Genomic DNA, 25,957 nt, shown 5'->3' with positions numbered 1-25,957 from the left:
TGATGGGGGCAGCTCTTTTTTGAAAGAATTTATATGTTTTGGGGTCCCCGCAAAGTATCTGAGTCATCATCCAAGCTAAAGCCTCACTTTGTGGGGTTTATTTTGCGGATACGTGTGAGATAATATTTCGTTTGTCAAGCATTAAGGCGAGTTGGCGTTAAAATATTGGCTTAATGTACAATCCCGTCCACTGAATTCAGTTCTTATGACAATAAACCTTCCATCAATGTTCAAAAGCGGGGGCATACCCTATATAATATCGCCATAGATGTATATCAGGGATTATGGAACAGATTGCAAAGTGAGCAGCAGCTATGAGCTGAAGATGCCCCGGAAAGGTCTGAGGAATGATGAGCCTGGAAGCCTTGAATGAACGTGTGAACACGGATCTCGCTTATCTCGCCTATGGCGGCGCGGATTGGGTCCGCCCTGTGGAGCATGATGAAGGCCATGTCTATGATGTCGTCATTGTGGGCGGGGGCCAGAGTGGGCTCGGTGCGGCTTTTGGCTTGCTGCGCGAACGGATCTCGAATCTGCTGATCATCGATGAGAATCGTGACGGGCTGGAGGGGCCGTGGGAGACCTATGCCCGGATGGTGACGCTTCGCACACCCAAGCATCTGACCTCGATTGATCTCGGAATTCCGTCGCTGACCTTCCGCTCCTGGTGGGAGGCTCAGCATGGGGCGGGGGCCTGGAGTGAGGTGGACAAAATCCCGCGCGGCCAGTGGATGGAGTATCTGCGCTGGTACCGGCAGATTCTGAAGCTGCCGGTACGTAACGAGGTGCAGCTAAGGCTGGTCGAGCCTGGTGACGATGGAATCTACCGTCTGCAGGTTACAGAGGCGGGTAAGCCGCCTGGAACACTGCTGGCCCGTAAGGTGGTGCTGGCTACAGGTATTCAAGGCGGAGGGCAGTGGCATGTTCCGCCAATGATTGCAGATCATCTGCCGGAGCACCTGTACGCCCACACCTCCCGGCAGATTGACTTCGCTGCCCTGCGCGGCAAGCGGGTGGGGATTCTAGGCGGCGGGGCGTCCGCCTTCGACAATGCCAATTACGCGCTTCAGGAGGGCGCGGCTGAGGCCCAGGTCTTCGTCCGCCGGGCGCAGCTTCCGGGGGTGAACCCGATCCGCCAGATGGAGGGCTCAGGTATGATTGAGCGGTTCCATACCTTGGCGGATGCGGACAAATATGCAGTGATCTCGCATTTCTTCCAGTATAATCAGCCGCCGACAAGCGATACCTTCCGCCGTGCAGCGGCATGGCCCGGCTTCCGGCTGCACCTCGGCTCGCCGTGGCTGAAGGTGGAGGCTTCGGGGGAGCAGGCGGTGGTGACTACGCCCGCGGGAGAGTTCAGCTTCGACTATCTGATTGTCAGCACGGGCCTGCTTAGCGATCCTGCCCTGCGGCCGGAGCTGCGGCAGGTGGAGCCTCATATTGCCCGCTGGAGCGACCGGTACACGGCGCCTGCGGGAGCGGCGAATCCGCTGCTGGATGCGCACCCTTACCTTAGCCCAGGCTTTGCACTTCAAAGCCGGGACGAAGCAGGCCGCAAGCTGCTGCATGGCTTATTCGTGTTCAACTATTCCGCTCTGGCCAGCTGCGGGTTATCAGCATCGGCCATCTCGGGCCTGCGGAATGCGATTCCTAGACTGGTCAGCGGCGTGGCTGACCAGCTGTTCCTGGATGACCGGCAGCAGATCCTACAGGCTTATTATGAGTACGATGAGATTGAATTTACAGGCCAGTAAGACGGCCGGAAGAGGCTGTACCTGAGGCGGGCTATGACCTCTGGTGCAGCCTCTTGGCGTGCAGAGCGAATAGATGGGGCCAGTGCCCGAGAGCTGACGGGCAGCCGGGTCAGGCAGTAATTCTGGCGTACAGCGCGAAGAACAGCGCCAGCTCGCCCATGATCAGGACATTCGGTACATGGACTATAAGATCCAGCACATAGAAGCAGGCCAGAATGACGGTCAGCCCTGCCAGCGGCTTCATTTCCAGCCGATGCTGCTTATGCCTGTAGACCTGGAAGACCAGTGTCGTGGAAGCGAAGTAGAGCAGCACCGAGCCGAACAACAGGTTCAGCATCTGCCCATAATGAAGCTGATTCAGGAACAATAGCTGGATTGACGAAGCGAGCATACATAGCGACAGATAAATGAACAGATGCCCGTAGATAATGGTCTGTCCGGCAGTCTGGATATGCATATCGACCTTCTTCTCCAGGTTGTCATAATACTGCCACCATATGGCGATGATCAGCACAAAGGTGAGCGCAGCGAAGCCGACAGATGGCCCGGTCCAGCGGCTGGATTGCAGCACGGCGAGGATGCTGACCACAGATTCGCCGAGCAGGATCAAGGCGAACAGGGAGAAGCGCTCCAGCAGGTGATGGGTATTGGGGGGCGTCTTCACCAGAATCCTCCGTCCCGTCAGCGGGAGAATGATGTCCAGCATAATTCCTGCGTACAGTACCGCATACCGCAGCCAAGAATCGAAGAACAGGGAGCAGGCCGAAATCGCAAGTCCAATCCAGAAGCGTGATCCCAGATAGCGGGCCGTGTCGCGCAGATGCCCGCTTTCTCTGGAATGGCTGTAATGATACTGGACCGCGGTCATGATCCGGAGTCCGAGGTAGCCAATCAGAAACGGCAGATAGTTGGCATCGAAATCTACGGACAGGCTGGCTGTCATAATCAATACGAAGAACAACTGGATAATCAGAAAAATCCGGTGCATCACCGTATCCTGACCATAGCGGTTAACGAAAAGCGTCTGGCCGACCCAGGCCCACCAGATCGGAATGAAGATCAGTACGAATTTGCCCAGTGTCTCAAGGGACAGGGCCTCGTCTTCTACATGCAGCAGCACATGGCTGGCTTTGGAGACCGCAGCGACAAACAGCAGATCGTAGAAGAGCTCCAGCCAGGTTACCTTTTTGATGATCATTGCGTTAGTCCCCTTTGCTTGCCGAATGTTTGCCCGGAGCCGTCCGGTTTACAAGTATAATAATGGCTCTCCACAGAAGAAGGCAAGAATATCTGTGACAACTGGAGAGGTTGCCCTGGCGGCAATTGACCTGACGGGCACACTCATTGATAATAAAGAGGTTCATATTCTTGAGAGAATGGGAGTAGAAGCATGTCATATCGCAATATGGAAGAATGTATTATTGACCTGGAGAAGCACGGGCATTTAATTCGCATACATGAAGAGGTGGACCCGCATCTGGAGATGGCGGCGATACATATGAAGGTCTATGAGGCTGGCGGTCCCGCCCTGCTGTTCGAGAAGGTCCGGGGCTCGAAGTACCGTGCGGTCTCGAATCTGTTCGGAACAATCGAGCGCAGCAAGTTCATCTTCCGCGACACTTGGGAATCGTCGCAGGCGGTCATCGCCCTGCGCAGCAATCCCATGAAGGCGCTCAAGCAGCCCTTGCGGTATATCGGGACAGGCCTTGCCGCCCGTAAAGCGTTGCCGATCAAGAAGGGCAGCGGCGTGCCGGCCGGATTCGAGGAGATTCAAATCTCCGATCTTCCGCAGATTAAGCACTGGCAGGGCGACGGCGGGGCATTCGTCACGCTTCCGCAGGTGTACTCCGAGGATCCCGATAAGCCGGGCATTATGAACTCCAATCTGGGGATGTACCGTATCCAGCTTAGCGGCAACGAATATGAGCTGAATAAGGAAGTGGGCGTCCATTATCAGATTCACCGCGGCATCGGCATTCATCAGGCCCACGCGAACAGACGCGGCGAGCCGCTGAAGGTAAGCTGCTTCATCGGCGGCCCCCCTGCGCATACGCTCTCGGCGGTGATGCCGCTGCCGGAGGGCTTAAGTGAAATGACCTTTGCCGGGCTGCTCTCGGGGCGTCATTTCCGCTATAGCTATGTAGACGGCTTCTGCGTCAGCAGCGATGCTGACTTCGTGATTACCGGAGAGATTCATCCCGGGGAGACGAAGCCGGAGGGGCCGTTCGGCGATCATCTGGGCTACTATAGCCTGACTCACCCGTTTCCGGTGATGAGGGTACACAAGGTTTACGCCAAAAAAGGGGCCATCTTCCCCTTCACGGTGGTCGGCCGTCCGCCGCAGGAGGACACTGCCTTCGGAGAGCTCATTCATGAGCTGACTGGCGGGGCGATCCGCTCGGAGATTCCCGGCGTGAAGGAGGTACATGCGATAGATGCTGCGGGAGTGCACCCGCTGCTGTTCGCGATAGGCAGTGAGCGGTATACCCCGTATCAGCAGCTTAAGCAGCCTGCAGAGCTGTTGACGATCAGCAACCGGATTCTCGGAACCGGCCAGCTCAGTCTGGCGAAATATCTGTTCATCACGGCAGAAGAGGACAAGCCGGTCAGCACACATGATATCGCCGGGTTCCTGACCTACATCCTGGAGCGGATCAATCTGCGACGTGATATTCACTTCCAGACGAATACAACGATCGATACGCTGGATTATTCCGGCACCGGGATCAACAGCGGAAGCAAGGTAGTCTTCGCAGCCGTAGGGGAGCAGAAGCGGAGCTTGTGCACGGAGGTGCCTGAGGTTCTTCAGCGGGTGGAGCAGGGCTGGGGCCCGGCGGCGATGATTATGCCGGGGATTGTCGCCATGCAGGGGAAGCCGTTCCGGGATTACTCCTCGGCGGCAGAGGAAATCTCCGGCCTGAGCGCTGCGATTGCAGCTCAGGGGGCGCTTGATTCCTGCCCGATGATTATTCTGTGCGATGACAGCAGCTTCATGTCGGAGTCGCTGAACAACTTCCTGTGGGCGACCTTCACCCGCAGCAATCCGTCCCATGACATCCATGGGGTGAACAGCACGGTGGAGCATAAGCACTGGGCCTGTGATAATGTGATCATCGATGCCCGGGTGAAGCCGCATCAAGCGCCGCCGTTAATTCCTGACCCCGAGGTGCAGCAGAGGATTGAACGGGTATTTAGTGAAGGAGCAAGCTTGGGTGGACTGCGGAGCCGTAAGGGGTGAAGCAGCACTTCTATAACCGCTGAAAAGAGGGGTTGTATGGCTGAGCTATTCGGGGTGCTTTTCGAAGTTATGTTGGATTTCCTGCTTTACCGTAAGGACCGTAAACGGAGGAGAGAACGAAGAAGAGAGCGAAGAATAGCGCGGAGAATGAAAAGGCAGGGGCGTTTGTAGACGCCCTGTCTTTTATTTGGTGGGTGTTGGATGTTAGGCGCATAAACGTAATTTTTTGGTTTAATGACGTTTATGCGTTTTTTTGTTTCGGCCGAAAAAATGTAGGCGAAAAACCGAACACAATGTGCTGGGCGAGTGCTCGTGGGCTAAATGTAGGCGAAAAACTGGGCTCAACCGAATGTGGAGTGTAGCTGCTCAGTTCTGGTTGCTTGGCCAAGTGTAGGACTTGATGATGTCTTGGCTGCCGTCCATTCTGTGAAGCTTGAAGGTGAAGACATTGTCAGTACGTCCGGTGAAGTAGATATAGTCTCCCGGGAACATAAAATCGGGCTGCTCTACTTCGCGCTGGCGCTCTGCACTGAGCAGCTGCTTATATAACACAGTCTGCTTACCGGTAGCGCGGTCAACTAGGGTCAGGAAGGCAGTGTCTGTAGGGCGTACCAGCAGAACATCCGGGTATACGGCTTCGACATTGTAGTAGACATCCTGGGCAACGGTTGCACCCAGCAGTTTCGGTATATCTACGGTCTCGCTGACCGCTCCGGTCCCATCCTCAATGAGCCTTAGTGTGCGGCCGTCATTGAATACCAGCTTGCCTTCGGCCCAGACCGTGCTTGTGCCGAAGGAGGTATGGACATTCGTATGCCCTTGGCGGATCACGCTGTTGTTCTTCACTAGATAGGTATAATACTCCGCATGCACATGGGGCTCGCCATACGAATTGACGACTTGAAGCAGTGTCAGACCGGCGGGTGTGCGCTCGAAAGTGAAATCCACTACATCCAGTCCTCTGCCGAGAACAGCAAGCTTATGCTTAGTGTTCTGCTTCGTAGTCAGATAGAGCTCCCCGCTGTCCAGCGACAAGGAGTACACTCCGCCGTCGAACACTTCTGAATAACCGCGGTACATATGCAGACCGTTGGCCCGTATTGTATTGGTGGCAGCATCCCATCTTACGGGTCCGCCTTCAAGGGCCGCCACCACAAACTTGACGGGCACATACAACTGCTTATCCGCCATATAAGGTGTACCTCCAAGGGAGACCTTCTTCCCGTCCAGTACGCCGGTGGATTGACCAAGCTTCATGCTGAAGCTTTTGTTCCACCCGCTGAAGGTGGCGGTTTTGTCCGCGTTATTCCACTTGACCTTAAGTCCCATGATTGTGACCAGGTTAGCTGGCATATAAGAGACCCCGTTCTTGATCTGTGCGGTGCCTCCGGCCATGCCTGATGTTCCGCTTCCGCTGTTGTAGGTTAATTGGAGCTGCACGTCCGGGGCGGGCTTGGCCGAAGCCGGAACGGCTTCAGCTCCTCCGGCCAGAGCCAGTGCAAGTGCGGGGAGGAGTAATAACCTCCGGGTGAACTTCATGTTCATCATCCTTTCTGGGGGCGCGGCGGCTGCTAAATCAGCCGTCCCCCGTACCGTGACCCATAGGCTGAACCACGGATTGTACAGTAGCCTTTGTTACAGATTCATAACCCTCCAGGGGGTGAATAGCTATAACGGCCAAGCTACATGACATTAGAAGCATAATCATTTTTCTTATCATTGGATTCTTGCACCTCTCCAATCAGAAGTCTGTATTGTTCTGTCTGTTCCTCAGTGGCTTGATGCCGGAATTGTTCAAACAGATTCACACATTTAATGATTATGCTATCACTCTTTATTTTAGCAGAAGATTCCAGACTTTGCAGAAGGAAGGCCATTCCTTCCAGGCGGTGATTGCGTAAATAATAGTTGGCTAATTCCGCTAGAAAGGTAGAGTACTGGTCGGCCAGGATCTGCTGGTTGTGAAGCTCGCCGAAGTCCTTCAGGTTGGTCCGGTAAGGGATATAGGAAGGGAACTGTTCAAGCACCTCATCCACATTCCAGGAGAAGCGGTTGGCTGAGATCACAATATGGTACAGGGCTACAAAGATCTCACTGGCATGCGGAGCAATATAGGCCACATATTCAGGCAGCACTCCATAGTCGCCGGACATCATCCGGTAGAGGAGGGTATTGGCCGTGCCCCACTCCTGGAATTGGTCCAGGATGTGCCGGGTGTCTTCCCCTTTTTCGCGTATCCAGCTCCTATCCATATATAGAGCTACGTATTTCAGCGCCGATTCATAGTCCCGGAATTCTTCGCACACGCTTGCCCGCATCAGATGCGAATACAGCGCGTAGAAGAATACTGGCTTCTCCGGGCATTTATCCTGGCGGTCTCTGCGCTGCGACCGGTGCAGATGGTGGTAGCTGAGCATGGCAAGACGGTGCATCTCCTGAGCCAGCGCGTCCACCTTGTCCCATTTGTGCAGCGAGTAATAGACATGCATCAGAGCTTTCAGTCCATCGAGCTGATCAGACACCTCAAGGCGTTCAATATAACATTCGAATAAAAGAGCAGCCTGGAGGTTGAGTGTCTGGCTGTCTCCTAGGGCAATGCGGAACAAACGGTACTGGCAGAGGGCCAGCCGCTCGGAATGCTGATACTTCTCGCTCGCGCTGATATTCTTGTACAGCACGGCTGCCGCCTGCCAGTGATGCTGCTGGAACAAGTCCTCGGCCACTTCAAAAAGCATCGGAGCATAGGTTAGGTTGTCCAGCAGATTTTTGACTACTAGCTCTATACAGTCCAGCCGCCCCAGCTCCGCCGAATTCAGGATGAAGGGGCGCAGCCGCCGCCAGGTGGGTGCCGAATATAAAAAGCACTCATCGACATACATGCTATAGAAATGATCCTCCGGCAATGACATGCCCCGGGTGATCAATTTCAGGTGATTCATGGCAATCGGCTGCTGACCGCTAAGGATACGGCTTAAGGTGCCGGAATTAACGCCGGACTGAATGGAGAACTGGTTGATGGACAACTGCTGGGAATAGAGATAAGCCTCAAGATGACTGCGAATCGTTGTGAGAGGCTTCAAGGGATCACCGCCTGACTGAATTCCATATTTTGGATTATTGTATATGTGTATAATATAAGTCATTATTCCAATGGTCAATAGAGTGATGGGGAGAAACCGTGAACAATGGAAAAAAGCATTCCCGTGGTCCCAGGAACGCTTAGTCTTGATAGGCGGGCAGACAGCGGATCAGGCGGTGTAAATCCCTGCTTCATTCTTGATCCTGCGGCGTTCGATGACTTCTTCATAATCCTTAATCAGTCTGTCAAAAATCTGCTCCCAGGAGCGCTGGAGGGCTTGGTGCCGGCCTTCACGGCCCATTGCGCTCCGCAGCAGGGGCCTGGCGGCGGCGGTGCAGATCTGCTCTGCCATGGCTGCCGGGCTGCGCGGCCCGAACAGCATGCCGGTGACACCGGGTGCGATCAGCTCCCGCGTTCCGCCTGCATCTGCGGCGATCACGGGAAGCCCCGACGCCATGGCTTCAAGCACGACGTTGCCGAAGGTCTCCGTGCAGGAGGGGAAGACGAACAGATCGGCGGAGGCATACAGCTCTGCCAGCTCTTCGCCGTGTCTGGCACCGGTGAAGGTGACATTCTCCTGTGCCTGCGATTTAAGCTCAGGCAGTAGCGGGCCATCGCCGACAATCACCAGCTGAACCTTTGAACGCACGGACTCCGGCAGGAGCTGCATAGCCTGAAGGAGGGTGGTGAGATCTTTTTCCGGGGCAATCCGTCCGACATAGAGCATCATCAGCGCTGCTCCCTTGCCGTAACGCTCCCTGGTCTCTTCGCTTCGTCTCTCCGGCGAGTAGAGGGTACAGTCCACGCCTCTGGACCATAAGCGCAGTCGTGTGAAGCCCTCCATGCGCAAGCTGGTTAGGGTCTCGCGGGAAGGGGCCAGGACGGCATCGCAGGACCGGTGATACCACTTCATGTATTTCCAGTAGATCGGGAGGATTCTTCTCATTTTGTAATATTCGAGGTAACGGTCGAAGTGGGTGTGATAGGAGGCGACATGGGGGAGCTGCTGCTTGCGGGCATACCGGAGGCCGGTTAAGCCGATATTGAACGGGGTGGCGAGATGGAGCAGGTCAGGGGCGAACGCAGCCAGTTCACTCTGCATGGAGGACATGCCGGGCAGGGCCAGCCTGCACTCGGGATAGAGGAAAAAGGGGATGCTGGCCACGGGTCTGACAGGATCGGGGTAGCTGCTCTCCGGGGCGGATTTTGGCGTGAACAGCAGATGTTCAATTCCCCGGCGGTGCAGGTGGCTGGTCAGCCGGCCGAGTGTACGGGCAACGCCATTCGTCTGCGGAAGAAAAGTGTCCGTGAATAGAGCCAGACGCATCGGTATCCCTCCCAGTAATCTTGTTGCCTTGATCTTAACAACCAACTATTACTTGGAGATCAACCGCAGGTTAAACATCTTGCATGAAGAGGGGAATTTACAGGGAGGGCAAGGGAGGACTAGGGAGGACTAGGGAGGACTAGGGAGGACCGCGGAGGACAAGGGAAGACCAGGGTAACAAGGTTAAAGGAAGCGTGGATCGGGTATACATGAGGTATCAGGAATGAAGGAGGTATAAGGAGATGAGCAAAGATCTGCCGCCAGAGGTTCCGCCGAAGGTTGTCCCCGATGTGAAGCCGGATATCCTCCCGGAGCCGGTTGTGATCCCGCCGGAGGTTGTGCCAGAGAAGCATCCCGAAATCGTACCGCCGGAGCAGCCGGATATGGTGCCGCCGGCCCCGCCCGAGATTCTTCCGAATGATCCGCTGTAAGCTGGAATGCTGTCTGACAGAAGGATAATGTATAGATTGTGCTGAGCGCCCGGGGAACCGGGCGTTTTTATGATTATATAGGAAACTATAGTTTCCTGCTGCTGTGGAAAAGGTGAGTGTAAATTTGTGGATATGAGTTCTTGGAAAGAAGGAGAATGTATGTGAAAAACAGCATACATTGTGTTCGCGAGCAGGCATATGGACCAAATGTATGTGAAAAACAGCATACATTGTGCTCGCAAGCAGGCACACGGTCTGAATGTATGTGAAAAACAGCATACATTGTGTTCGCGAGCAGGCATATGGACCAAATGTATGTGAAAAACAGCATACATTGTGCTCGTAAGCAGGCATATGGGCCAAATGTATGTGAAAAACAGCATACATTGTGTTCGCGAGCCGGAGGGGCGTTCGGACAAGCAAAAAGTCACTGTAAAGGGAAATAGGTGGATTTTTCCAATTGTTTGCGGCAGGCAGCCGTCTCCTCAGCCGGAAAAGGGTGCGGCGGTAATAGAGACGTTGGCTGACGTTTGGTAGGCTCAACCTCAACTCCCAGGGAGACTTGTCCAGATCGGCTCGGCGTATTGATTCTGCAGATTCATGCTGCAATCCTTGCCGGTATCGTAGGAGCGGTTGCCCAGTGCCAGTGTGAACTGCTCAAGCTTGCGGCTTGCCGCAGCGGAGTCCTCCGTACACTCCAGCCAATCGGCAAGCGCTCCGAGCACCGTCCGTCCTTCCGCAAGGGCTGCCTCCCACAGCTCCCACACAGATTCGGTCTGCACCTCGGAATATAGTGCGGGATGCCGCCACCGGGAGTGCCGCTCATTCAGATAATCCAGCCGTTCCTCGCGGGCAGTGAGCTTCCGTGAGAACAACCGGCGGGTCCGGCCACAGGTGATAGCCTTCTTCCAGCCCTTCGGGTCATACAGGCATTTCTGAGCCAGCACCATATCGCGGTACGCGCTCTGCCAGATCTCTGCGGGCAGTCGATCCATAGTCTCCGGGTAATGCTTAAGGGCGGTGGCATGAAGAATGCGATGAACCGGCTCAGGCAGCCGGGCACCTGTGTCAATTGTAGCCCAGGCAGCGTGCTGCCAGGTGTTCATCCCGTGCAGCTGCTTCATGAACAAAGTGTCCAGGTCAATCTCAAACCGCTGATGGGCACGGTACTTATAGCCCGCCTTCCAGTTAATATAGGGATGGAGGTTGCGGTCCAGCAGATGATGGGTCAGGAAACCGAGGAAATAGAGCTGGGCCTGGGCCGCTTCCGTTCCTTCAAGTCTCCGGGCAGCCTCCCAGAAATCAACAAGTACAGGCCCGCAGCTCTGCGTATGCATCTGGTCTCCGAGATGAAGTGCCCCGGTATCTCGTCTCCAAGGAAGAAAGCTGTGATACAGCAGGAAATCCGGACCCTGACAGCCGAGATTGTAGAGCTTCTGCTGTTGTTCCAGCAGTTGGAGACACGGGAAACGGCTGCTGAATTCTCCGGCCAGCTGCTGGCCGAATTCAATATGCATCCAGATATTGGGCATGATTGATCCTCCTACTAGTTATGATGGATACCGTGCAGTGATAATCTGAATCCATTGTAATGCCTATATGTTAAAACAAAATAAGAAATATGTGTGAAATTAGGCAGAGCTGTACATTCCCGTACATTAAGGTAGACATGGGTAGACATGATCACGGGCACAAGAGTATTCTTATATGGCCTTAAGACAACCATAACACTGTAATATGCAACTGGCAAAAGGAGGCCCATACCTATGAAGTCCCGTTCCTCTCAACGCGTTAAAATGCCTCCGGGATTCTGGACAGGAATAAGCCGCCTGGGGATTGCTGCCCGCGACGTAGCCCGCCAGGCACAGCTCCCTGTAACGATAACAACAGAAGCCACGGTTACCACTGCCCAATATTTCGCAATCTGGCAGGCGTATTCCGAGCTTGCCGGGGATCTTGCGTCAGGCATTACCAGGCTTGCGGCCGCCTTTGACACCGCGCAGTATCCTCCCGCCGTATTAGCGACGTATCACGCCCGTGACTACCGCGATGCCTTGCACCGCATGGTCAGGTACAAACAGATGTGTCCGCCCGAAAGCCTACGGATGACTGAGGAGAACGGGCAGTGCACCATAGAACTGGAGTGGGGGCCTACAGGGCTGCCCGGTCCGCCGGTGCTGGCGGGGATCACGCTGGCTTTTCTCTTGGAGCTTGGAAGAAAGGGGACGGGTCAGCCCTTGAAGGCGCAGGCCGCCGAATTTGTCAACTCCATGGGCGATGAACAAGTGCTTGAAGCTTATTTCGGCTGCGCGATTCAAACAGGCGGGAAGTATAACCGCTTGACCCTGCTGCAAAGCCATCTGGACCTTCCCTTTGTTTCTTATAACAAAGAACTGCTGGAGATTCTTGCTCCCGCACTGGACCGCTCACTCGACGAACAGCTTGGCAGCTTCTCTGTATCCGGGAGGGTCAAGGTGATCATTGCACACTGTCTCGCAGGTGGATGTCCCGACCTCCAGACAGTTGCGAAGGAGCTTACGATGAGCGTGCGGACCTTGCAGCGCCGGCTGACTGACGAGAAGACGACCTTCAAGCAGCTATTGACACAAGTCAGACATGAGCAGGCACGGGAGTACTTGGCAAATCCTTCGCTTGATCTTAAAGAGGTGGCGTTTCTGACCGGGTATGAGGATCAGAACTCTTTCTTCCGTGCCTTCCGTCACTGGGAAGGGGTTACGCCTTCACAGTGGCGTGCGGAGCGCCTGAATGGACACCTAAATATATGAACACCTGAATGCACGAATGTGCTGAGCTGTAACTTTTGGCGTGTCCGGCAAGAAGCTTGGCGCAAGGTGCTAGTTACTGAATGATCCCAACGAGATAATATAATCACTATCCGCAACACAAGAAGATATGAATAAGGAGAAGTGCATTATGGAGATGGGATTACACAATACAACAGCACTAGTTACAGGATCAACGAAGGGTATAGGAAAAGCCATCGCCATAGAGCTTGCCAAAGAAGGCGTCAACGTGCTGGTCAATGGGCGGAATAGGGAAGAGGTGGAGCAGACTGTCCGTGAATTGAAGCTGAATTACCCGGCCACCGCTCCCCAGAATGCCGCAGCCGATATTGCCGATCCTGAACAAAGACAAGCCTTATTCGCCCAATTCCCCAGCGTTGATATTCTGATCAACAGTATGGGCATTTATGAATTGATGCAGTATGGGGAAGTGGACGATGATATCTGGGAGAAGTATTTCCGCACGAATGTGCTCGCTGCAAACGGATTAACGAAATTATATTTACCTGGAATGTTGGGCAGGAATTATGGCCGTGTGATCTTCATTGCCAGCGAAGAGGCGGTCATGCCCTCAGGACAAATGCCTCAATATGCGATGACCAAATCCATGCTGCTGTCCTTGGCCAAAAGTATATCTAAAGTGACAGCAGGGACAGAGGTTACTGTGAATACCATCATGCCTGGACCTACACTCTCAGAAAAGGTGCATCACATCATTGACGGTATGTATCCTGACGAAAATTTAACTTTTGCAGAAAAAGAGCAGAAATTCATGGCGGCCAATCTGCCGCAATCCGAATTACAGCGTTTCATCAAGCCGGTGGAAATCGGCAGGCTGGCTGCCTTTGTATGCAGTCCTTATGCGGCGGCCTTTAAAGGTTCTCCCATCCGCATGGATGGAGGGATGGTGCCGACTATATATTGATGGAGGTGTACATGCTCAACAGCAAACAGCGGCACACGGGACGTTTAAGCCCCGGGGTGCCGCTGTTTTGTTGTATCGAGGCCGGATTCAGCCTAGTTTGATCATGTCACGGAATACGCCGGGAAAAGAATCAGGGATCGCTATCGCCCCGACGCACTTCTCATAGAACGGCAATGCGTCCTCGACCCAGCCGATGATGGCGTAGCCGTAGCCGTTCTGGCGCATCGCGGACAGGCATTCCAGCAGCAGGGCCTTCCCGATGCCCAGGCCCCGGTAATCGTCCAGCACGCCGGTCGGGCCGAAGAAGTTCTTCATCACGACATCGTGGCAGGCGAAGCCGATGACTGAGCCCTCCTTCACGGCGATATAGCAGTGGACGGGCAGCGGCGAGAAGGCGGTCTCGCATTCATTCCGCCAGCTGTCCGTGAAATGATGGCCGACAAAATCAACAATGGCCTGCTTATCTCCGGTCATCGCCCGTTTGACAGTAATGCCTTCACCCCGCAGACGCTCCAGCAGCGCCCCGTTGTCCGGCAGATCGTATAGCTTCACAAGCATATCAGGCATAAGGTTCCCCCGCTTTCTGTTCAATAATCTCAAGATCGGTAATCATCCCGCGCAGATCCGCTTCGAATAATTCCGGCCGGTAGAACCGGGAGCGGATGAACAGCTCCGCCATTTGCGGCGGAAGCAGCTCGGCAAGCACGGTCTGCATTCTTAGCTTGGCCCTCCGCAGATCCCCGTATCCGCTCCGGTATTTGTCCCGGAGGAAGGTCACCACTTCCTCGCTGTCCGGCGACATCGCTCCGCGGAAGAGGAAGGTGTGCAGCGGGGAGCGGCGCTGCGCCGGGATCTCATACTGAATCATGGCGTCGATCAGCTCAGCTGTCAAGCGGTTCTTGTTCACATCCGCAAGCAGCTGCGGAATTAGGGAATAATAATCGGTTAACGCATAATCCGCCCATTCTTCACCGGTCAGCCGCTCTGCGGGCAGCCCGTGGAACTGGTGCAGGAACCGGACCAGGAAGGAAGAGATATCCGCTCCGGCCTTCCAGCTCTGCTCTGCGGCCAGGAAGGCCGGATAACGCGAGGTCTCGAACAGTCCGTATGGACTGCCCAGCGAGAACGGGCAACCCCAATTCGTATGGATAATACCATCCAGCTGCTCCGAGCGGGCCAGCTCAATCCAGTCCTGCACATTCCTGACCCGGTTATGAATCACCGGATAATTCTGGTCGCCGTTATCATCCCAGCAGCGTACAGAGGAGGCGCCGAGGGTCTCGATGCCCGCGTCCCTGAGCTTGTGGAGAATCAGCCGGGCATCCGCCTTCATCCGGTGTCCGCCGTAGATCCAGACGACAACTACAACCCGTTTGTCCAGCACGGCTATCTCTTCCGCAGTAGCGTGCATGATCATATCATGCCAGATCATCGGTATCTTGCCGAGGCTGACCGTCTTCTCGGCCAGCTGATTGACGAAGCGGATGAAGGAGGCCTCCGGAGTAAGCCCGGACCTCCTGCAGTCTTCACAGGTGCCGAGCGTCCAGACTTCATCACAGCCCAGATGAAGATATTCGCTGTGCGGATGAAGGGCAGCCACTTCCTCCAGAATGCCGGCCATCATCTCGAAGGAGCCTGCACGGTGCGGGCACAGCTCCGAGACCGTCTCCGGGACCTCGCGCAGACCGATATAAGCCGGATGCTTCAGGATATATTCCAGATGGCCGAAGGACTGCTGCTTCGGAATCACGGTGACGAAGTGGTCATGTGCGGTCTTGAGCAGCCGCTGGTGTTCTTCTTCAGTGAAGGCAAGCTCAGGATGCCGCAGGAAATCCAGCTTACGGAAGGGCAGCTTGTCTTCATATTCGATGACCAGCGTATTGATCTTATAATCGGCCATCTCTGCGATATACTCCAGGATATGCTCATAGGTCGGGTAGACCGTGCGCAGATCGAGATAATCGCTGCGCAGCTTCAGCTCCGCCCAGTCGGCAACCGTAAGTGCAGGCACAGTGCCTTTGCCGGAGGTTATCAGCTGCTCCAGCGTCTTAATGCCGTAGAACAGGCCGGACGCACTAAGCGCATACAGCTCAATCCGGTCCGTGTCTGTAATCAGCACGTAGCCGTCATGCTTGCCCTCAACCCGCCGGGCCATCAGCGGGTTGAGCGGGGTACCGCCCGTGACCAGGGAGAATACACCGCTGCCGTCATGCGTAGTACGCACCGTCACCTCTGTGAATATCCTTTGCGCTGCCGTGAGCAGCCGGACATCCTTCACGGGGAGCTGAAGCTGCACCTTCCAGCCGCGAATACCGCTGACCGGCTCCGGTCCCCGGCTCTGCACCACCTGAGGCTCTGGAATCAGCTGAGGGTTCATAGCCAGCGGACCCGGCCTTTGAAGCGTTCAATGAAGCGGTTATTCCACTCATCCCCGCCGGGAGCGTTGCCGCTGCGCCAGACCGGCACCTCGATCCCTTTCGCTCCGAGACAGGCCGCTGTAGTCATCATCAGGGAATTGAGCAGAAAAGCGTTGGCGAAGGTGGAGGTCGAACCCATCTTCGGTTCAATCCCGTCAATATGCAGCGCAGCGTCCCCGGGCTTCACCTTGCTGTCCAGGACATAGTCGCACAGCTCATACAGATTCTGCCCTGAAGGGTGGCGGGCAATATGATCCTTAGGCGTAGCTTCAGCATGGCCGACCGAAGTAACGGCAATCGTTGTGACTCCCCGGCGCCGGGCTTCTACAGCCGCATCGACACAGGCGGTGTTAATGCCGTAAGCATTGGCAAGAATCAGAATATCGCCCTCGCCCAGCCGGTTGTCTTCAATAACAAGTGTTCCGTAGCCGGGAGTGCGTTCAACGGCCATCGAGCGCAGGGCGCCGTTCGAGATCATTGTGCCTTCATCTAATATGGCGCTGATATGCATCAGGCCGCCGGCGCGGAAGAAGACCTCAGTCGCATTCATATTGGAATGGCCGCCCGGGCCGTAGAGGTAGACCAGCTTGTCCTGTGCGATATGATCCGCAAGCAGCTCTGCCACCTGCTGCAGCTTGTCCTGCGGTTCGTTCCGGATCTCATTCAGCAGCTCAACAATAGTATCCATATAAGCGGACATAATATCTGGCTTGGCGTTCATCTGGATTCCTCCTAAAAGTTTATAAGTACAAGCCCGTGTGTGCTTGCCTAGAAGATAACAAAGCGGGCAAACCAAGTAAATCAACTATTTTGCGCAAATCCGCACCGTTTTTGACCGATTTGCACCAGCAGTGTACCAGATGACCGGGGAACGCTGATCATCCGCAGCGGCAGGTAAAAATTTTTCTGAACGGGTCAGGATCGTGACTTATGTAAAATTCTTTGCTTTTCTATAATGAGAGATAAGATCACGCAAGAGGGGGGACAGAGCCTTTGAAGACGTCAGTTACCTTACCGCAGTCCCATCAGACACCAACCGCCGGCAGCAGAAAAAGAAAACGGATAGAAGCGGGGATGGGCTACTTTTTCGTCGGTCCCATGCTGCTGGGGGTGCTGGTATTTACGCTTATTCCGATGATATTCTCCTTCATGCTCAGCTTCACCAAATGGTCATTCGTTACCGGGTTTGATAAGATCCGCTGGAGCGGCCTCGATAATTTCCGCCAGCTGTTCCAGGATGAGGTGTTCCTGAAGTCGCTGGGCAATAACTTCATTATGCTGCTGGCCGTACCCGTCGGGATGGCGATCGCGCTGATCCTCGGGGTCATTATCACGAGTCATGTATATGCGCCGGGTGCCTTCAAGGTCATCTACTTCATGCCCCAGATATCCAGTGTAGTTGCTGTGGCGGTAGTGTGGCAGGTACTCTTCCATCCTTCGTACGGTCCGGTCAACGGTTTCCTGTCGGCGATCGGGGTGGACAATCCGCCCAAATGGCTGGCCGACCCCACGTATGCGCTCCCATCGGTCATGCTGCTGATGATCTGGATTGACCTTGGGGTCTCGCTGATTATCTACATTGCCGGGATCAAGAATATCCCTGCCGACCTGTATGAAGCGGCGACGATTGACGGCGCCTCCAAGCTCGCCCAGTTCCGCTCCATTACCTTTCCGCTGCTGACGCCGACGACCTTTTTCCTGCTGGTGACCGGGATTATCGGCAATTTCAAATCCTTCGCCCTGGTCAAGGTGCTGACGGACGGCGGACCGGCTAACTCCACTTCTGTCGTAGTGTACGATATGTACCAGACCGCATTTGTCGATCTTCAGACCGGTTATGCTTCATCCATGGTCATGATTCTGTTCGTCATCGTGCTTGCCATTACCGGCCTGCAGTGGCTGGGACAGCGTTATTGGGTCAATTACTAGATAAGGGAGGCACATACCTGTGAGAATAGGCAATCTGGACTGGGGAAAAGCCATCATCACCCTGATCATGGCACTGCTGGGCATTGTGTTTCTGCTCCCTTTTATATGGATGCTGTCCGCTTCGCTCAAGCCTGAGGCCGATGTGTTCAAATATCCGATCGAATGGATTCCGCAGACATGGAGGGCGGCGTTCAACTATCATTCCGTCTGGTTCGGCAAAGCCAACTTCACCCTGTATTACTGGAACTCGATTAAAGTCACAGCGCTCACGACACTTCTCTCCGTAGCGGTGTCCAGCATGGCGGCCTACGGCTTCACCAAGATCCGTTTTCCCGGCAGAAATGCACTTTTCGTACTGGTGCTGGCCACTTATATGATTCCTGCGGAAGCCACGCTGGTGCCGCTGTTCATTATCTTCCGCTCCACCGGTCTGTACGATACACATCTGGGCCTGATCCTGCTTGGCGGGTTCAGCGTGCTGGGCACCTTTCTGCTCCGCCAGTTTTTTGCCTCACTCTCGAATGAGTATATCGAATCGGCGCAGATCGACGGCGCGGGACATATCCGTATCTTCCTCTCGATTCTGTTCCCGCTGGTCCGTCCCGCCATTGCCACTTATGCCATTCTGCGGTTCATCTGGACCTGGAATGATTTTCAGACGCCGCTGGTCTTCTTGAACAGCAAGACACTCTATACGCTTCAGCTTGGCATGAATGCCTTCGCTGACCGCAACGGCGCCTTCTATTCGCTCATCATGGCGGCTTCGGTCTCGGCGATTGTCCCGCTGCTGGTCGTGTTCATCCTCGGGCAGAAGCAGGTGATCGAAGGTATTTCCTTGGGGGGGGTGAAGGGGTGAGGGCTGGCAAGTTCCCGGAAGCTGCATAACCGGAAGACAGGCGGGCGGATAGGACGGTCAGGAAGTGCATGAGAACTGCATGGAACTGTAGACCACATTAGAAGGGGTGTTAGTTATGAAAAAGAATGTGTTCGCTCTGGTATGGATCATCGTACTTCTGGTAGCCCTGGCGGGCTGCGGCAACTCAAACAACACAAATGGTGCATCTCCCACTTCCGGCAGCACGGCTGGACCGGAGGCGGGGGAGAGTGCCGCACCTTCAGCAGAACCGGTAACGATCAAAGTCGCCAACTGGTCGCCTGCGGCGGATATGGAACCGATTCTGCAGGCGTACGAGGATTCCCATCCGGGAATCACACTGGAATACGTGGAGCTGGCTGACAACGGTGATTCAGTGGCCGGAATGAAGAAGCTGGATCTGCTCGTCGCGTCCGGCGAGAACCTGGATGTGGTATTCATGCCGGGGGCAACCGATTATTCACAGCGTGCCGGACTCGGACTGCTGGCTCCGCTGAATGACCTGATCAGCAAGGAAGGCATCACGCTGACAGATGAGTATACGGTTGATCCGTCCGTTGACGGTAAAGTGTATGCCCTGCCGGATACGCTGGAGAATTATTTCGTCCTGCTGAACAAGGACAAGCTGGATGCGGCGGGCTTAGCCGTTCCCACCGAATGGAGCTGGGACGATTACCTTGATTACGCAGCCAAGCTGACCAGCGGCACCGGGCCGTCCAAGACCTTCGGTACGTATTTCCATACCTGGGCTATGTACTGGGAGCTGGCCGTCATCAATCAGGAGAAGGACAATAATCTGGTCAACAACGGCGCCCTAAATATCGACAGTGCGGGTATCCGCCAGTCCCTGGAGCTGCGCAGCAAGGCAGAGGCATCGGGAGTAGCGGTGCCATATGCCGACACCATCTCCCAGAAGCTTGCGTACCGCTCGGAGTTCTTCACCGGACATGCCGCGATGATCGTGACCGGCAACTGGATGATCGGCGAAGCAGGCGGCTCGGAGGAGTTCCCGGCTACGTTCACTACCGCATTCGCTCCGATGCCGTCCAATAGTGCCGGACAACCTGCGGGAGTCAGCATTGCCAACGGCAACTATGTAGGAATTCTGGAGAAGTCGGCACATCAGCAGGAAGCCTATGATTTCATCCGCTGGTACTCCACAGAGGGCGAGCAGATGCAGAATGTATATTCCGCGTGGAAGAAGCAGGATGTGGACAAGTTCATTGCCGGCGTCAAATCGGGTGCCATGAGCCCCGACAAGATTGACGAAGCCTCACTGGCCTATGTAATTAAGAATGCCAAGCCCGCACCGCTCAGCGTGCCGCCGACCTATCAGGGCGAGCTGGAAACAGCCTTTACCAAAGAAACCGAGCTGTACATCCTGAAACAGCAGGATCTGGAGACTACCATCAAGAAGGCGCAGGCTGAGCTGCAGAAGATTGTAGACGCCAACAAGTAAAAATTGGAAGCGCTGAATAGCCCTTTTTTACCCGGAATAATAGATTGAAATGAGCTGCTGGAGGCGGAAAGCTGATATGATAGAGGCATAGAAAACGATAGTCTGATTGTGAAGGAGGATTGCCATTGCTGCCTAGAGGATGGAGACTCGGTTTTCGCAATAAGCTGCTCGTCGCTTCTCTGCTCTGTCTGCTGCTTCCCGCCTCTATTACCTTGTATATCTCCAATTCCTACACCGAGCATATCCTCCGCTCCCAGGTGATTCAGAATGAACGCCGTTCGCTGGAGCAGGAGAGCCTATATATCTCTAACCTTCTCAGCAATATGGTGCTGGTGGCGAATTATATCCAGTTCGACCCCGGCATCACTCTTATTCTCAAAGAAAACTGGCAGCGCAATAAGCTGCACGAGCCTGATACCGCCAAGCACATTCTCGATTTCAAAGAGGTTACGGACAAGCTGAACAGCGTCACTTCCATGATGGAAAAAACGTTCGTCACCGTCCTCACCTCAGATGGACAATATTATTCAAACTATGCTTACGCCAAGCTGGATATCGGCGCACTGCTGAAGCAGCCCTGGATGGAACAAGCCCGCCAGCAGCCTGCCTTCGAGCTGTATTGGGCGGGTGTGCTTGCCAACTATATTCCGACCGCTGCCCCAAGCAGCCCGCAGGTGCTGACCATTGCCAGGAATCTCAAGCTGTCCTCCAATTCAACCTATGCTACCTTGATCATCAGCATCGCCGAGAGCCGGATCAGCCAGATTTTTAATGACAACCGGCAGGGCCAGGAGACGCTGCTGATTGCGCCTGACGGAACCGTTCTTGCCGCCAGGGACAAGACCCGGCTGGGCCGGCCGTTCGCGCTTATGGATGCTGTGAAGCATTCAGAAGGTTCCGGGTTTATGGATTACCGGGGCGAGCAATATCTGCTGAGCAGCCTGGAGATTCCTTACGGGAATTACCGGATTGTCAGCCTGTCGCCATACCGTGAGGCCGTGAGCCAGATCAGTGCCACCCACCGCTGGAGCAGTGCCGTGCAGATCGTATCAGGCGCTTTTTTCCTGCTGATTCTGGTTCTGCTGGTCCGGCAGTTCACGAAGCCGGTGATCCGGCTGGATCAGGTGGCAGCACGGGTGGACAGAGGAGAGCTGGGCATCCGCTCAGGCGTCCGCGGCTATGACGAGATCGGACGGCTGGGCAAGTCCTTCGACCATATGCTGGACCGGGTGGAGCGGATGATTATCCAGATCAAGGTGGAGCAGGCGCAGAAGCGCAAGGCCGAGCTGGCCATGCTGCAATCGCAGATCAATCCCCATTTCCTGTTCAATATTCTGAATTCGATCCGCCTGCGCATCATGATGCGGGGCGATGAGGAGAATGCGGAGCTGCTGTTCTCGCTCTCCCGGCTGCTGCGGATGACCATTCAGCAGCGGGACGAGTACACCACCCTGCATGATGAGCTGCATATTGTCAGGAGTTATGTGGAACTGCTGAATTTCCGCCAGTCCGAGGAGGTGTCGCTGGATACAGACTGTACTTCGGAGAGCCTTGGCGTGAAGATCCCCCGGTTCCTGCTGCAGCCGGTCATCGAGAATGCCTACATTCATGGTCTGCATCAGGAGAGCGGACGTATTCTGATCCGGACCCGGACGCAGGATCACCGGCTGCTCATCGAGATCGAAGACAACGGGCAGGGGATGGATGAGGTGACCCTGGACCGCCTGCGCGCCGAGTTAGGCTCTGAATGGCAAGAGAAGGAAGCGATGCCGTCCAGCAGACTGGCCCATATCGGCATGTCCAATGTCTATGAGCGGCTGTATCTGACTTACGGTGCAGCCTTCCAGATCACGATTGACAGCCTGCCCGGACAAGGGACGACCTTCCGGTTCGTGCTGCCTGAAGAGATTCCGGATCAAGGCTATGAAAGGGAGCGTGGAAGCGATGTATAGCGTAATGCTGGTGGATGATGATCAGCCGGTACTGGACTTTCTCTCGGCAATGATTCCTTGGGACGAGCTTGGATTAACGCTGCATTCGGCCTGCAAGAATGGTCTGGTTGCCCTGGAGAAAGCGCAGGCCGATATGCCCGATATTGTCATTACGGATATTGGCATGCCCTATATGGATGGTCTGGAGCTGATCCGCGAGCTGAAGCTGCGCAGCGAAGAGCTGCGTGTGGTGGTGTTGTCCTGCATGGATGATTTCACATATGCCCAGCAGGCGGTGAAGCTGATGGTGAGCGACTATATCCTGAAGGAGATGATCAGCCGCGAGCTGATTACCGGGCTGCTGCGGGAGCTGGGCGAGGATCTGCGCCGCAGGGATGCGGACAAAGCCCAGACGCTGAAGTGGAAAAGCATGGCCGAGCATCAGAAGGTGCTGCTGAAGCAAAGTGTGCTGCGGCGCATCGCTGCCCGCGAACTGCCGGACAGCGAATGGCGGGCAGACGCCGCCGAGCTGGGAATTATGCCGGATCTCACGGCCCATGTAGCCGTGCTCTGCCGGATCAGCGGCAACGCCGGTGAGAATGAACCGGAGGAGCTTGCACTAATGTCATGGGTGGAATCCGCCGCCGAAGCCGTGCGGCAGGAGGATACCGCTGCCGTGTGCCTGCCTTACAGCGGCCGCGACTGTGTGCTGGTCTTCAGCGGCGGTATGGGCAATGGAGCGGACTCAGGCCATATCTCCATGCTGGGCAGGCTGCGTTCCGCCATTCAAGCGCTGCCGGGGGTTACGGCTTCCTTTCAATATTTATGTATACCGGCGGGCAGCGGGCATTTCCGGGAGGGGATCATTGATCTGCTTAGTCAAGGCCGCGAATATGCCTTCTATCTGAAGCCGGGAGAGCTGAACGGCCTGAAGATGCTCCCGCCGTTCACGGAGGAGGATCTGTTCCTCTATTATGCCGAAGCCTCGCAGGAGATCCGTGAGGCCTTCCTGGAGGAAGCGGCGGACAGGCTTGCGGCCTTGCTGTCGAAATGGATGGATACCATCCGTGCCAGACGGTATGCGCCGCGCCAGGTGAAGGAGTGGATGCTCAAGCTGCTCTACGATAACCAGATGCGTCTGATGGCCCGCCAGCAATACCAGTCCACCTTTTCCCTGGAGCTGCTGCATGATACCCTGACGGCCATTGATCATATTGATCATCTGGAGGAATGGTCTCAGCAGTTCTTCAGCGAACGGCTGCCGGTGATCCGGGAGATGTACCAGGAGACCCGCCGGGACGAGATCAAGAAGGTGAAGCAGTATGTAGACCGCCATCTGAACCGCAAAATCACCCTGGAGGAGGTGGCGGAATACACGCATTTGAATTCGAGCTATTTCAGCCGCCTGTTCAAAAAAGAAACCGGAATGAGCTTCATCCACTATGTCACCCATACCAAAATGGAGCAAGCTAAAGAATGGCTGGACCAGTCTCCGCAAAGTGTGGAGCAGGTAGCGGAGCAGCTTGGATACGAGAATAAAAGCTATTTCACGAAGCTCTTCAAGCTGCATACAGGCACTACGCCCGGAGAGTTCCGGGGGGAGGAAGGCAGCCGGTCTGCACAGACATTAGGCACAAGGAGGCACTACCCATGCTGAGCATCAAACCGATTCATACGGAACTGTCGGGCGCTATGCTTGTCCGCGTATACAAGAACCGCTCGCAGCTCGGAGCTGCTGCCGGGCGTGAGGCAGCGGCGGCCATCCGGGCGCTGCTGGCCTCCAAGGCACAGGTGCGGATCGTGTTCGCCGCTGCACCCTCCCAGAATGAATTTCTTGCAGAGCTTGCCGCTGCGCCGGATCTGGACTGGAGCCGGATTACCGCGTTCCATATGGATGAATATATCGGCCTGCCGGCAGGCTCTCCGCAGAGCTTCGGCAGCTTCCTCCGGGAGGCGCTGTTCGGCAAGGTACGGCCGGGAACGGTCCATTATCTGAACCCTGCCGCCAGCCCGGAAGCCGAATGCAAGCGTTACGGACGGCTGCTGGCGGAAGCGCCGATCGATATCGTCTGCCTTGGCATCGGGGAGAATGGTCACCTGGCCTTCAATGATCCGCCCGTGGCAGATTTCAATGACCCGCTTCCTGTGAAGCTGGTGGTACTGGATGAGGTCTGCCGGAACCAGCAGGTGAATGACGGGTGCTTCCCCAGCCTGGCGGAAGTACCGCAGCAGGCCTTAACGTTGACGATTCCGGTCCTGCTGTCTGCGCAATGGCTGTTCTGCATGGTGCCGGGCGCTTCCAAGCGCGGTGCAGTTACCCGCACGCTGCATGAATCGGTCTCTACGGCATGTCCGTCCACGATCTTGCGCGAACACGGGGATTGCCGGATGTTCGTGGACACCGACTCCTTCGGGGCGGTCCTCTCATGAACATTGACGCGCTGCATTACCGGACAGGCGAACCCGTTCGGGTTACGCTGCAGGAGGGCTTCATTGCTGCAATTGAACCTCTTGATACGGAGCTGACGCTGGAGGAACGGGCGGAGCTGCCCATGGTTGCGCCGGGCCTGGTGGATCTGCAGATCAACGGCTATGGCGGATATGATTTCAATCATCCGGCACTGGGTGCAGAGGATGTCAAGAAGGCGGTCCGCGCTATATGGGGGGAGGGGGTGACCGGCTTCTACCCGACTGTGATTACCGGCGCCCCGTATACCATTCTCGGAGCGATGCGGGCGATTGCCCGGGCCTGTGAAGAGGATGAGGCCAGCGCGGCGACGATCAAGGGCATCCATCTGGAAGGCCCGTTCCTCTCGCCGGAGGACGGGCCGCGCGGGGCACATGCGCTGGAGCATATCCGTCCGCCGGATACGGCCTTGTTCGACCAGTGGCAGGAGGCTTCGGGCGGACGAATCTCCATTGTGACGCTGTCCCCCGAATGGGAGGGGAGCGCGGAATTCATCCGCCACTGCGTACGGTGGGGAGTGACGATCTCTATCGGGCATACGTCTGCGGATGCCGCGCAGATTGCCGGGGCGGTGGCCGCCGGAGCGCGGCTGTCCACGCATCTGGGCAATGGCGCCCATGCTATGCTGCCGCGCCATCCGAACTATCTGTGGGCCCAGCTCGCCGCAGATGAGCTGTGGTGCACATTGATCGCCGACGGCTTCCACCTCCCGGATGAGGTGTTGAAGGTGGCGATGAAGGTCAAGGGCCAGCGGGCGCTGCTGGTCAGCGATGCCGTTGCCCTCGCCGGGCTTGCGCCCGGCAGCTACGACACGCCGGTCGGCGGCCGTGTCGTGCTGACCCCGGCGGGCCGGCTGCATCTCGCCGGCGAGCCCGGGCTGCTGGCGGGCTCGGCGCAGATGCTGCTGCGCCACATCGCGCGCCTTAGCGCCGCGGGCCTGGCCAGCCTGCCGGACGCCTGGGACATGGCGTCCGTGCATCCGGCAGGCTTCATGGCCCTGCCTGCGGCCCCGGGCCTGGCCGCCGGAGCGCCGGCGGATCTGGCGCTGATCCGCCGCACCGGGCCGGGTGGCGGCGGGCTTGCGCTGACGGCGCTGTGCCAGGCCGGCGGCTGGGTGTACCGCCGGGAGTGAGTGAGCGGCGGTAGGGTGAGCACAGGCCCCCGGTTACGGGGGCCTGTTATGATTTGGAAGTGAATCGCTCAAGTTGAACGATTGCAGAGGGCGGGGGTGGCATGGGCTGAGCAAGGGGATGGCTGTTGCGCCAGCGTCTGCTCCACGCCAGTAACATTAATAGTAAATGTATTCGGTTTTCCGCCTACAT

At 55.9% G+C, this 25,957-nt stretch carries 21 protein-coding genes; 13 read left to right on the top strand and 8 right to left on the bottom strand.

The genetic code is table 11. The features are described 5' to 3' along the window. The first annotated feature begins 350 nt into the window (after nt 1-350). Nucleotides 351-1,754, top strand: a complete 1,404-nt coding sequence (locus C173_RS13120; RefSeq protein WP_036725525.1) for an NAD(P)-binding domain-containing protein — start codon at nt 351-353, stop codon at nt 1,752-1,754. 109 nt (nt 1,755-1,863) lie between these two features. Here C173_RS13120 and C173_RS13115 read toward each other — a convergent pair whose 3' ends face one another. After that, entirely contained in the window at nt 1,864-2,952 is a 1,089-nt protein-coding gene (locus tag C173_RS13115) for a low temperature requirement protein A (RefSeq protein ID WP_036725413.1), read from the bottom strand. On the opposite strand from C173_RS13115, the gene C173_RS34985 reads away from it, so the two are divergent. After that, on the top strand, nt 2,945-3,202 hold the full coding sequence (locus C173_RS34985; RefSeq protein WP_235191885.1) for a hypothetical protein: 258 nt from the start codon (nt 2,945-2,947) through the stop codon (nt 3,200-3,202). The genes C173_RS13115 and C173_RS34985 overlap by 8 nt on opposite strands. Continuing rightward, nucleotides 3,145-4,992 (top strand): UbiD family decarboxylase, encoded by a 1,848-nt coding sequence (locus C173_RS13110; protein WP_036725411.1) that lies wholly within the window; start codon nt 3,145-3,147, stop codon nt 4,990-4,992. The genes C173_RS34985 and C173_RS13110 overlap by 58 nt, the downstream gene beginning before the upstream one ends. 366 nt (nt 4,993-5,358) lie before the next feature. On the opposite strand, the gene C173_RS13105 is transcribed toward C173_RS13110, so the two are convergent. From C173_RS13105 to C173_RS13095, 3 genes are all read right to left on the bottom strand, one after another. Beyond that, entirely contained in the window at nt 5,359-6,540 is a 1,182-nt protein-coding gene (locus C173_RS13105; protein WP_235191881.1) for a copper amine oxidase N-terminal domain-containing protein, read from the bottom strand. A gap of 134 nt (nt 6,541-6,674) precedes the next feature. Beyond that, nucleotides 6,675-8,072, bottom strand: a complete 1,398-nt coding sequence (locus tag C173_RS13100; RefSeq protein WP_036725409.1) for a hypothetical protein — start codon at nt 8,070-8,072, stop codon at nt 6,675-6,677. Nucleotides 8,073-8,240: 168 nt separating this feature from the next. Further along, nucleotides 8,241-9,398, bottom strand: coding sequence for a glycosyltransferase family 4 protein (locus C173_RS13095; RefSeq protein ID WP_036725408.1), 1,158 nt, complete (start codon nt 9,396-9,398; stop codon nt 8,241-8,243). 242 nt (nt 9,399-9,640) lie between these two features. Here C173_RS13095 and C173_RS13090 point away from each other — a divergent pair, with 242 nt between their 5' ends. Further along, the gene (locus C173_RS13090) at nt 9,641-9,829 is read left to right on the top strand and encodes a hypothetical protein (RefSeq protein ID WP_036725406.1); all 189 of its coding nucleotides are present in this window, start codon (nt 9,641-9,643) and stop codon (nt 9,827-9,829) included. 545 nt (nt 9,830-10,374) lie between these two features. Here the strand turns inward: C173_RS13090 and C173_RS13085 are convergent. Next, the gene (locus C173_RS13085; protein ID WP_036725405.1) at nt 10,375-11,361 is read right to left on the bottom strand and encodes a zinc dependent phospholipase C family protein; all 987 of its coding nucleotides are present in this window, start codon (nt 11,359-11,361) and stop codon (nt 10,375-10,377) included. Nucleotides 11,362-11,595: 234 nt separating this feature from the next. Here C173_RS13085 and C173_RS13080 point away from each other — a divergent pair, with 234 nt between their 5' ends. Both C173_RS13080 and C173_RS13075 read left to right on the top strand, forming a co-directional pair. Beyond that, on the top strand, nt 11,596-12,615 hold the full coding sequence (locus C173_RS13080; protein WP_036725403.1) for an AraC family transcriptional regulator: 1,020 nt from the start codon (nt 11,596-11,598) through the stop codon (nt 12,613-12,615). A gap of 148 nt (nt 12,616-12,763) precedes the next feature. Next, nucleotides 12,764-13,558, top strand: coding sequence for an SDR family NAD(P)-dependent oxidoreductase (locus tag C173_RS13075; RefSeq protein ID WP_036725401.1), 795 nt, complete (start codon nt 12,764-12,766; stop codon nt 13,556-13,558). An 87-nt stretch (nt 13,559-13,645) separates the two neighbouring features. Here C173_RS13075 and C173_RS13070 read toward each other — a convergent pair whose 3' ends face one another. Genes C173_RS13070 through C173_RS13060 form a run of 3 tightly spaced genes read right to left on the bottom strand, consistent with a single transcriptional unit; the run spans nt 13,646 to nt 16,696 of the window. Beyond that, a complete protein-coding gene (locus C173_RS13070; RefSeq protein WP_036725400.1) occupies nt 13,646-14,125 on the bottom strand; it encodes a GNAT family N-acetyltransferase in 480 nt (159 codons plus the stop codon). Beyond that, nucleotides 14,118-15,935, bottom strand: coding sequence for a family 20 glycosylhydrolase (locus tag C173_RS13065; RefSeq protein WP_051478023.1), 1,818 nt, complete (start codon nt 15,933-15,935; stop codon nt 14,118-14,120). The genes C173_RS13070 and C173_RS13065 overlap by 8 nt, the downstream gene beginning before the upstream one ends. Next, nucleotides 15,932-16,696, bottom strand: a complete 765-nt coding sequence (locus C173_RS13060) for a sugar isomerase domain-containing protein (RefSeq protein WP_081751153.1) — start codon at nt 16,694-16,696, stop codon at nt 15,932-15,934. The genes C173_RS13065 and C173_RS13060 overlap by 4 nt, the downstream gene beginning before the upstream one ends. 353 nt (nt 16,697-17,049) lie before the next feature. Between C173_RS13060 and C173_RS13055 the strand changes: the two genes are divergently transcribed. The 7 genes from C173_RS13055 to C173_RS13025 all read left to right on the top strand — a co-directional run bounded on the left by C173_RS13055 (nt 17,050) and on the right by C173_RS13025 (nt 25,767). After that, entirely contained in the window at nt 17,050-17,904 is an 855-nt protein-coding gene (locus C173_RS13055; RefSeq protein ID WP_036725519.1) for a carbohydrate ABC transporter permease, read from the top strand. A 67-nt stretch (nt 17,905-17,971) separates the two neighbouring features. Next, nucleotides 17,972-18,760 (top strand): carbohydrate ABC transporter permease, encoded by a 789-nt coding sequence (locus C173_RS13050; protein ID WP_051478036.1) that lies wholly within the window; start codon nt 17,972-17,974, stop codon nt 18,758-18,760. Nucleotides 18,761-18,875: 115 nt separating this feature from the next. After that, the gene (locus C173_RS13045) at nt 18,876-20,237 is read left to right on the top strand and encodes an ABC transporter substrate-binding protein (RefSeq protein WP_036725399.1); all 1,362 of its coding nucleotides are present in this window, start codon (nt 18,876-18,878) and stop codon (nt 20,235-20,237) included. Nucleotides 20,238-20,362: 125 nt separating this feature from the next. Then, nucleotides 20,363-22,189, top strand: coding sequence for a cache domain-containing sensor histidine kinase (locus tag C173_RS13040; protein WP_051478022.1), 1,827 nt, complete (start codon nt 20,363-20,365; stop codon nt 22,187-22,189). After that, nucleotides 22,161-23,825 (top strand): response regulator transcription factor, encoded by a 1,665-nt coding sequence (locus tag C173_RS13035; RefSeq protein WP_081751151.1) that lies wholly within the window; start codon nt 22,161-22,163, stop codon nt 23,823-23,825. The genes C173_RS13040 and C173_RS13035 overlap by 29 nt, the downstream gene beginning before the upstream one ends. Beyond that, on the top strand, nt 23,819-24,598 hold the full coding sequence (locus C173_RS13030) for a glucosamine-6-phosphate deaminase (protein WP_051478021.1): 780 nt from the start codon (nt 23,819-23,821) through the stop codon (nt 24,596-24,598). Before C173_RS13035 ends, C173_RS13030 begins: the two co-directional genes overlap by 7 nt. After that, complete coding sequence (locus tag C173_RS13025; RefSeq protein ID WP_051478020.1) at nt 24,595-25,767, top strand: N-acetylglucosamine-6-phosphate deacetylase; 1,173 nt, start codon at nt 24,595-24,597, stop codon at nt 25,765-25,767. The genes C173_RS13030 and C173_RS13025 overlap by 4 nt, the downstream gene beginning before the upstream one ends. Nucleotides 25,768-25,957 lie beyond the last annotated feature (190 nt).

Origin of the sequence: Paenibacillus sp. FSL R7-277, from assembly GCF_000517965.1 — a bacterium.
Classification (GTDB): Bacteria; Bacillota; Bacilli; order Paenibacillales; family Paenibacillaceae; genus Paenibacillus_AQ; species Paenibacillus_AQ silagei.
The sequence above is the reverse complement of the archived record's forward strand: the minus strand, read 5'-3'. Positions and strand labels throughout refer to the sequence as shown.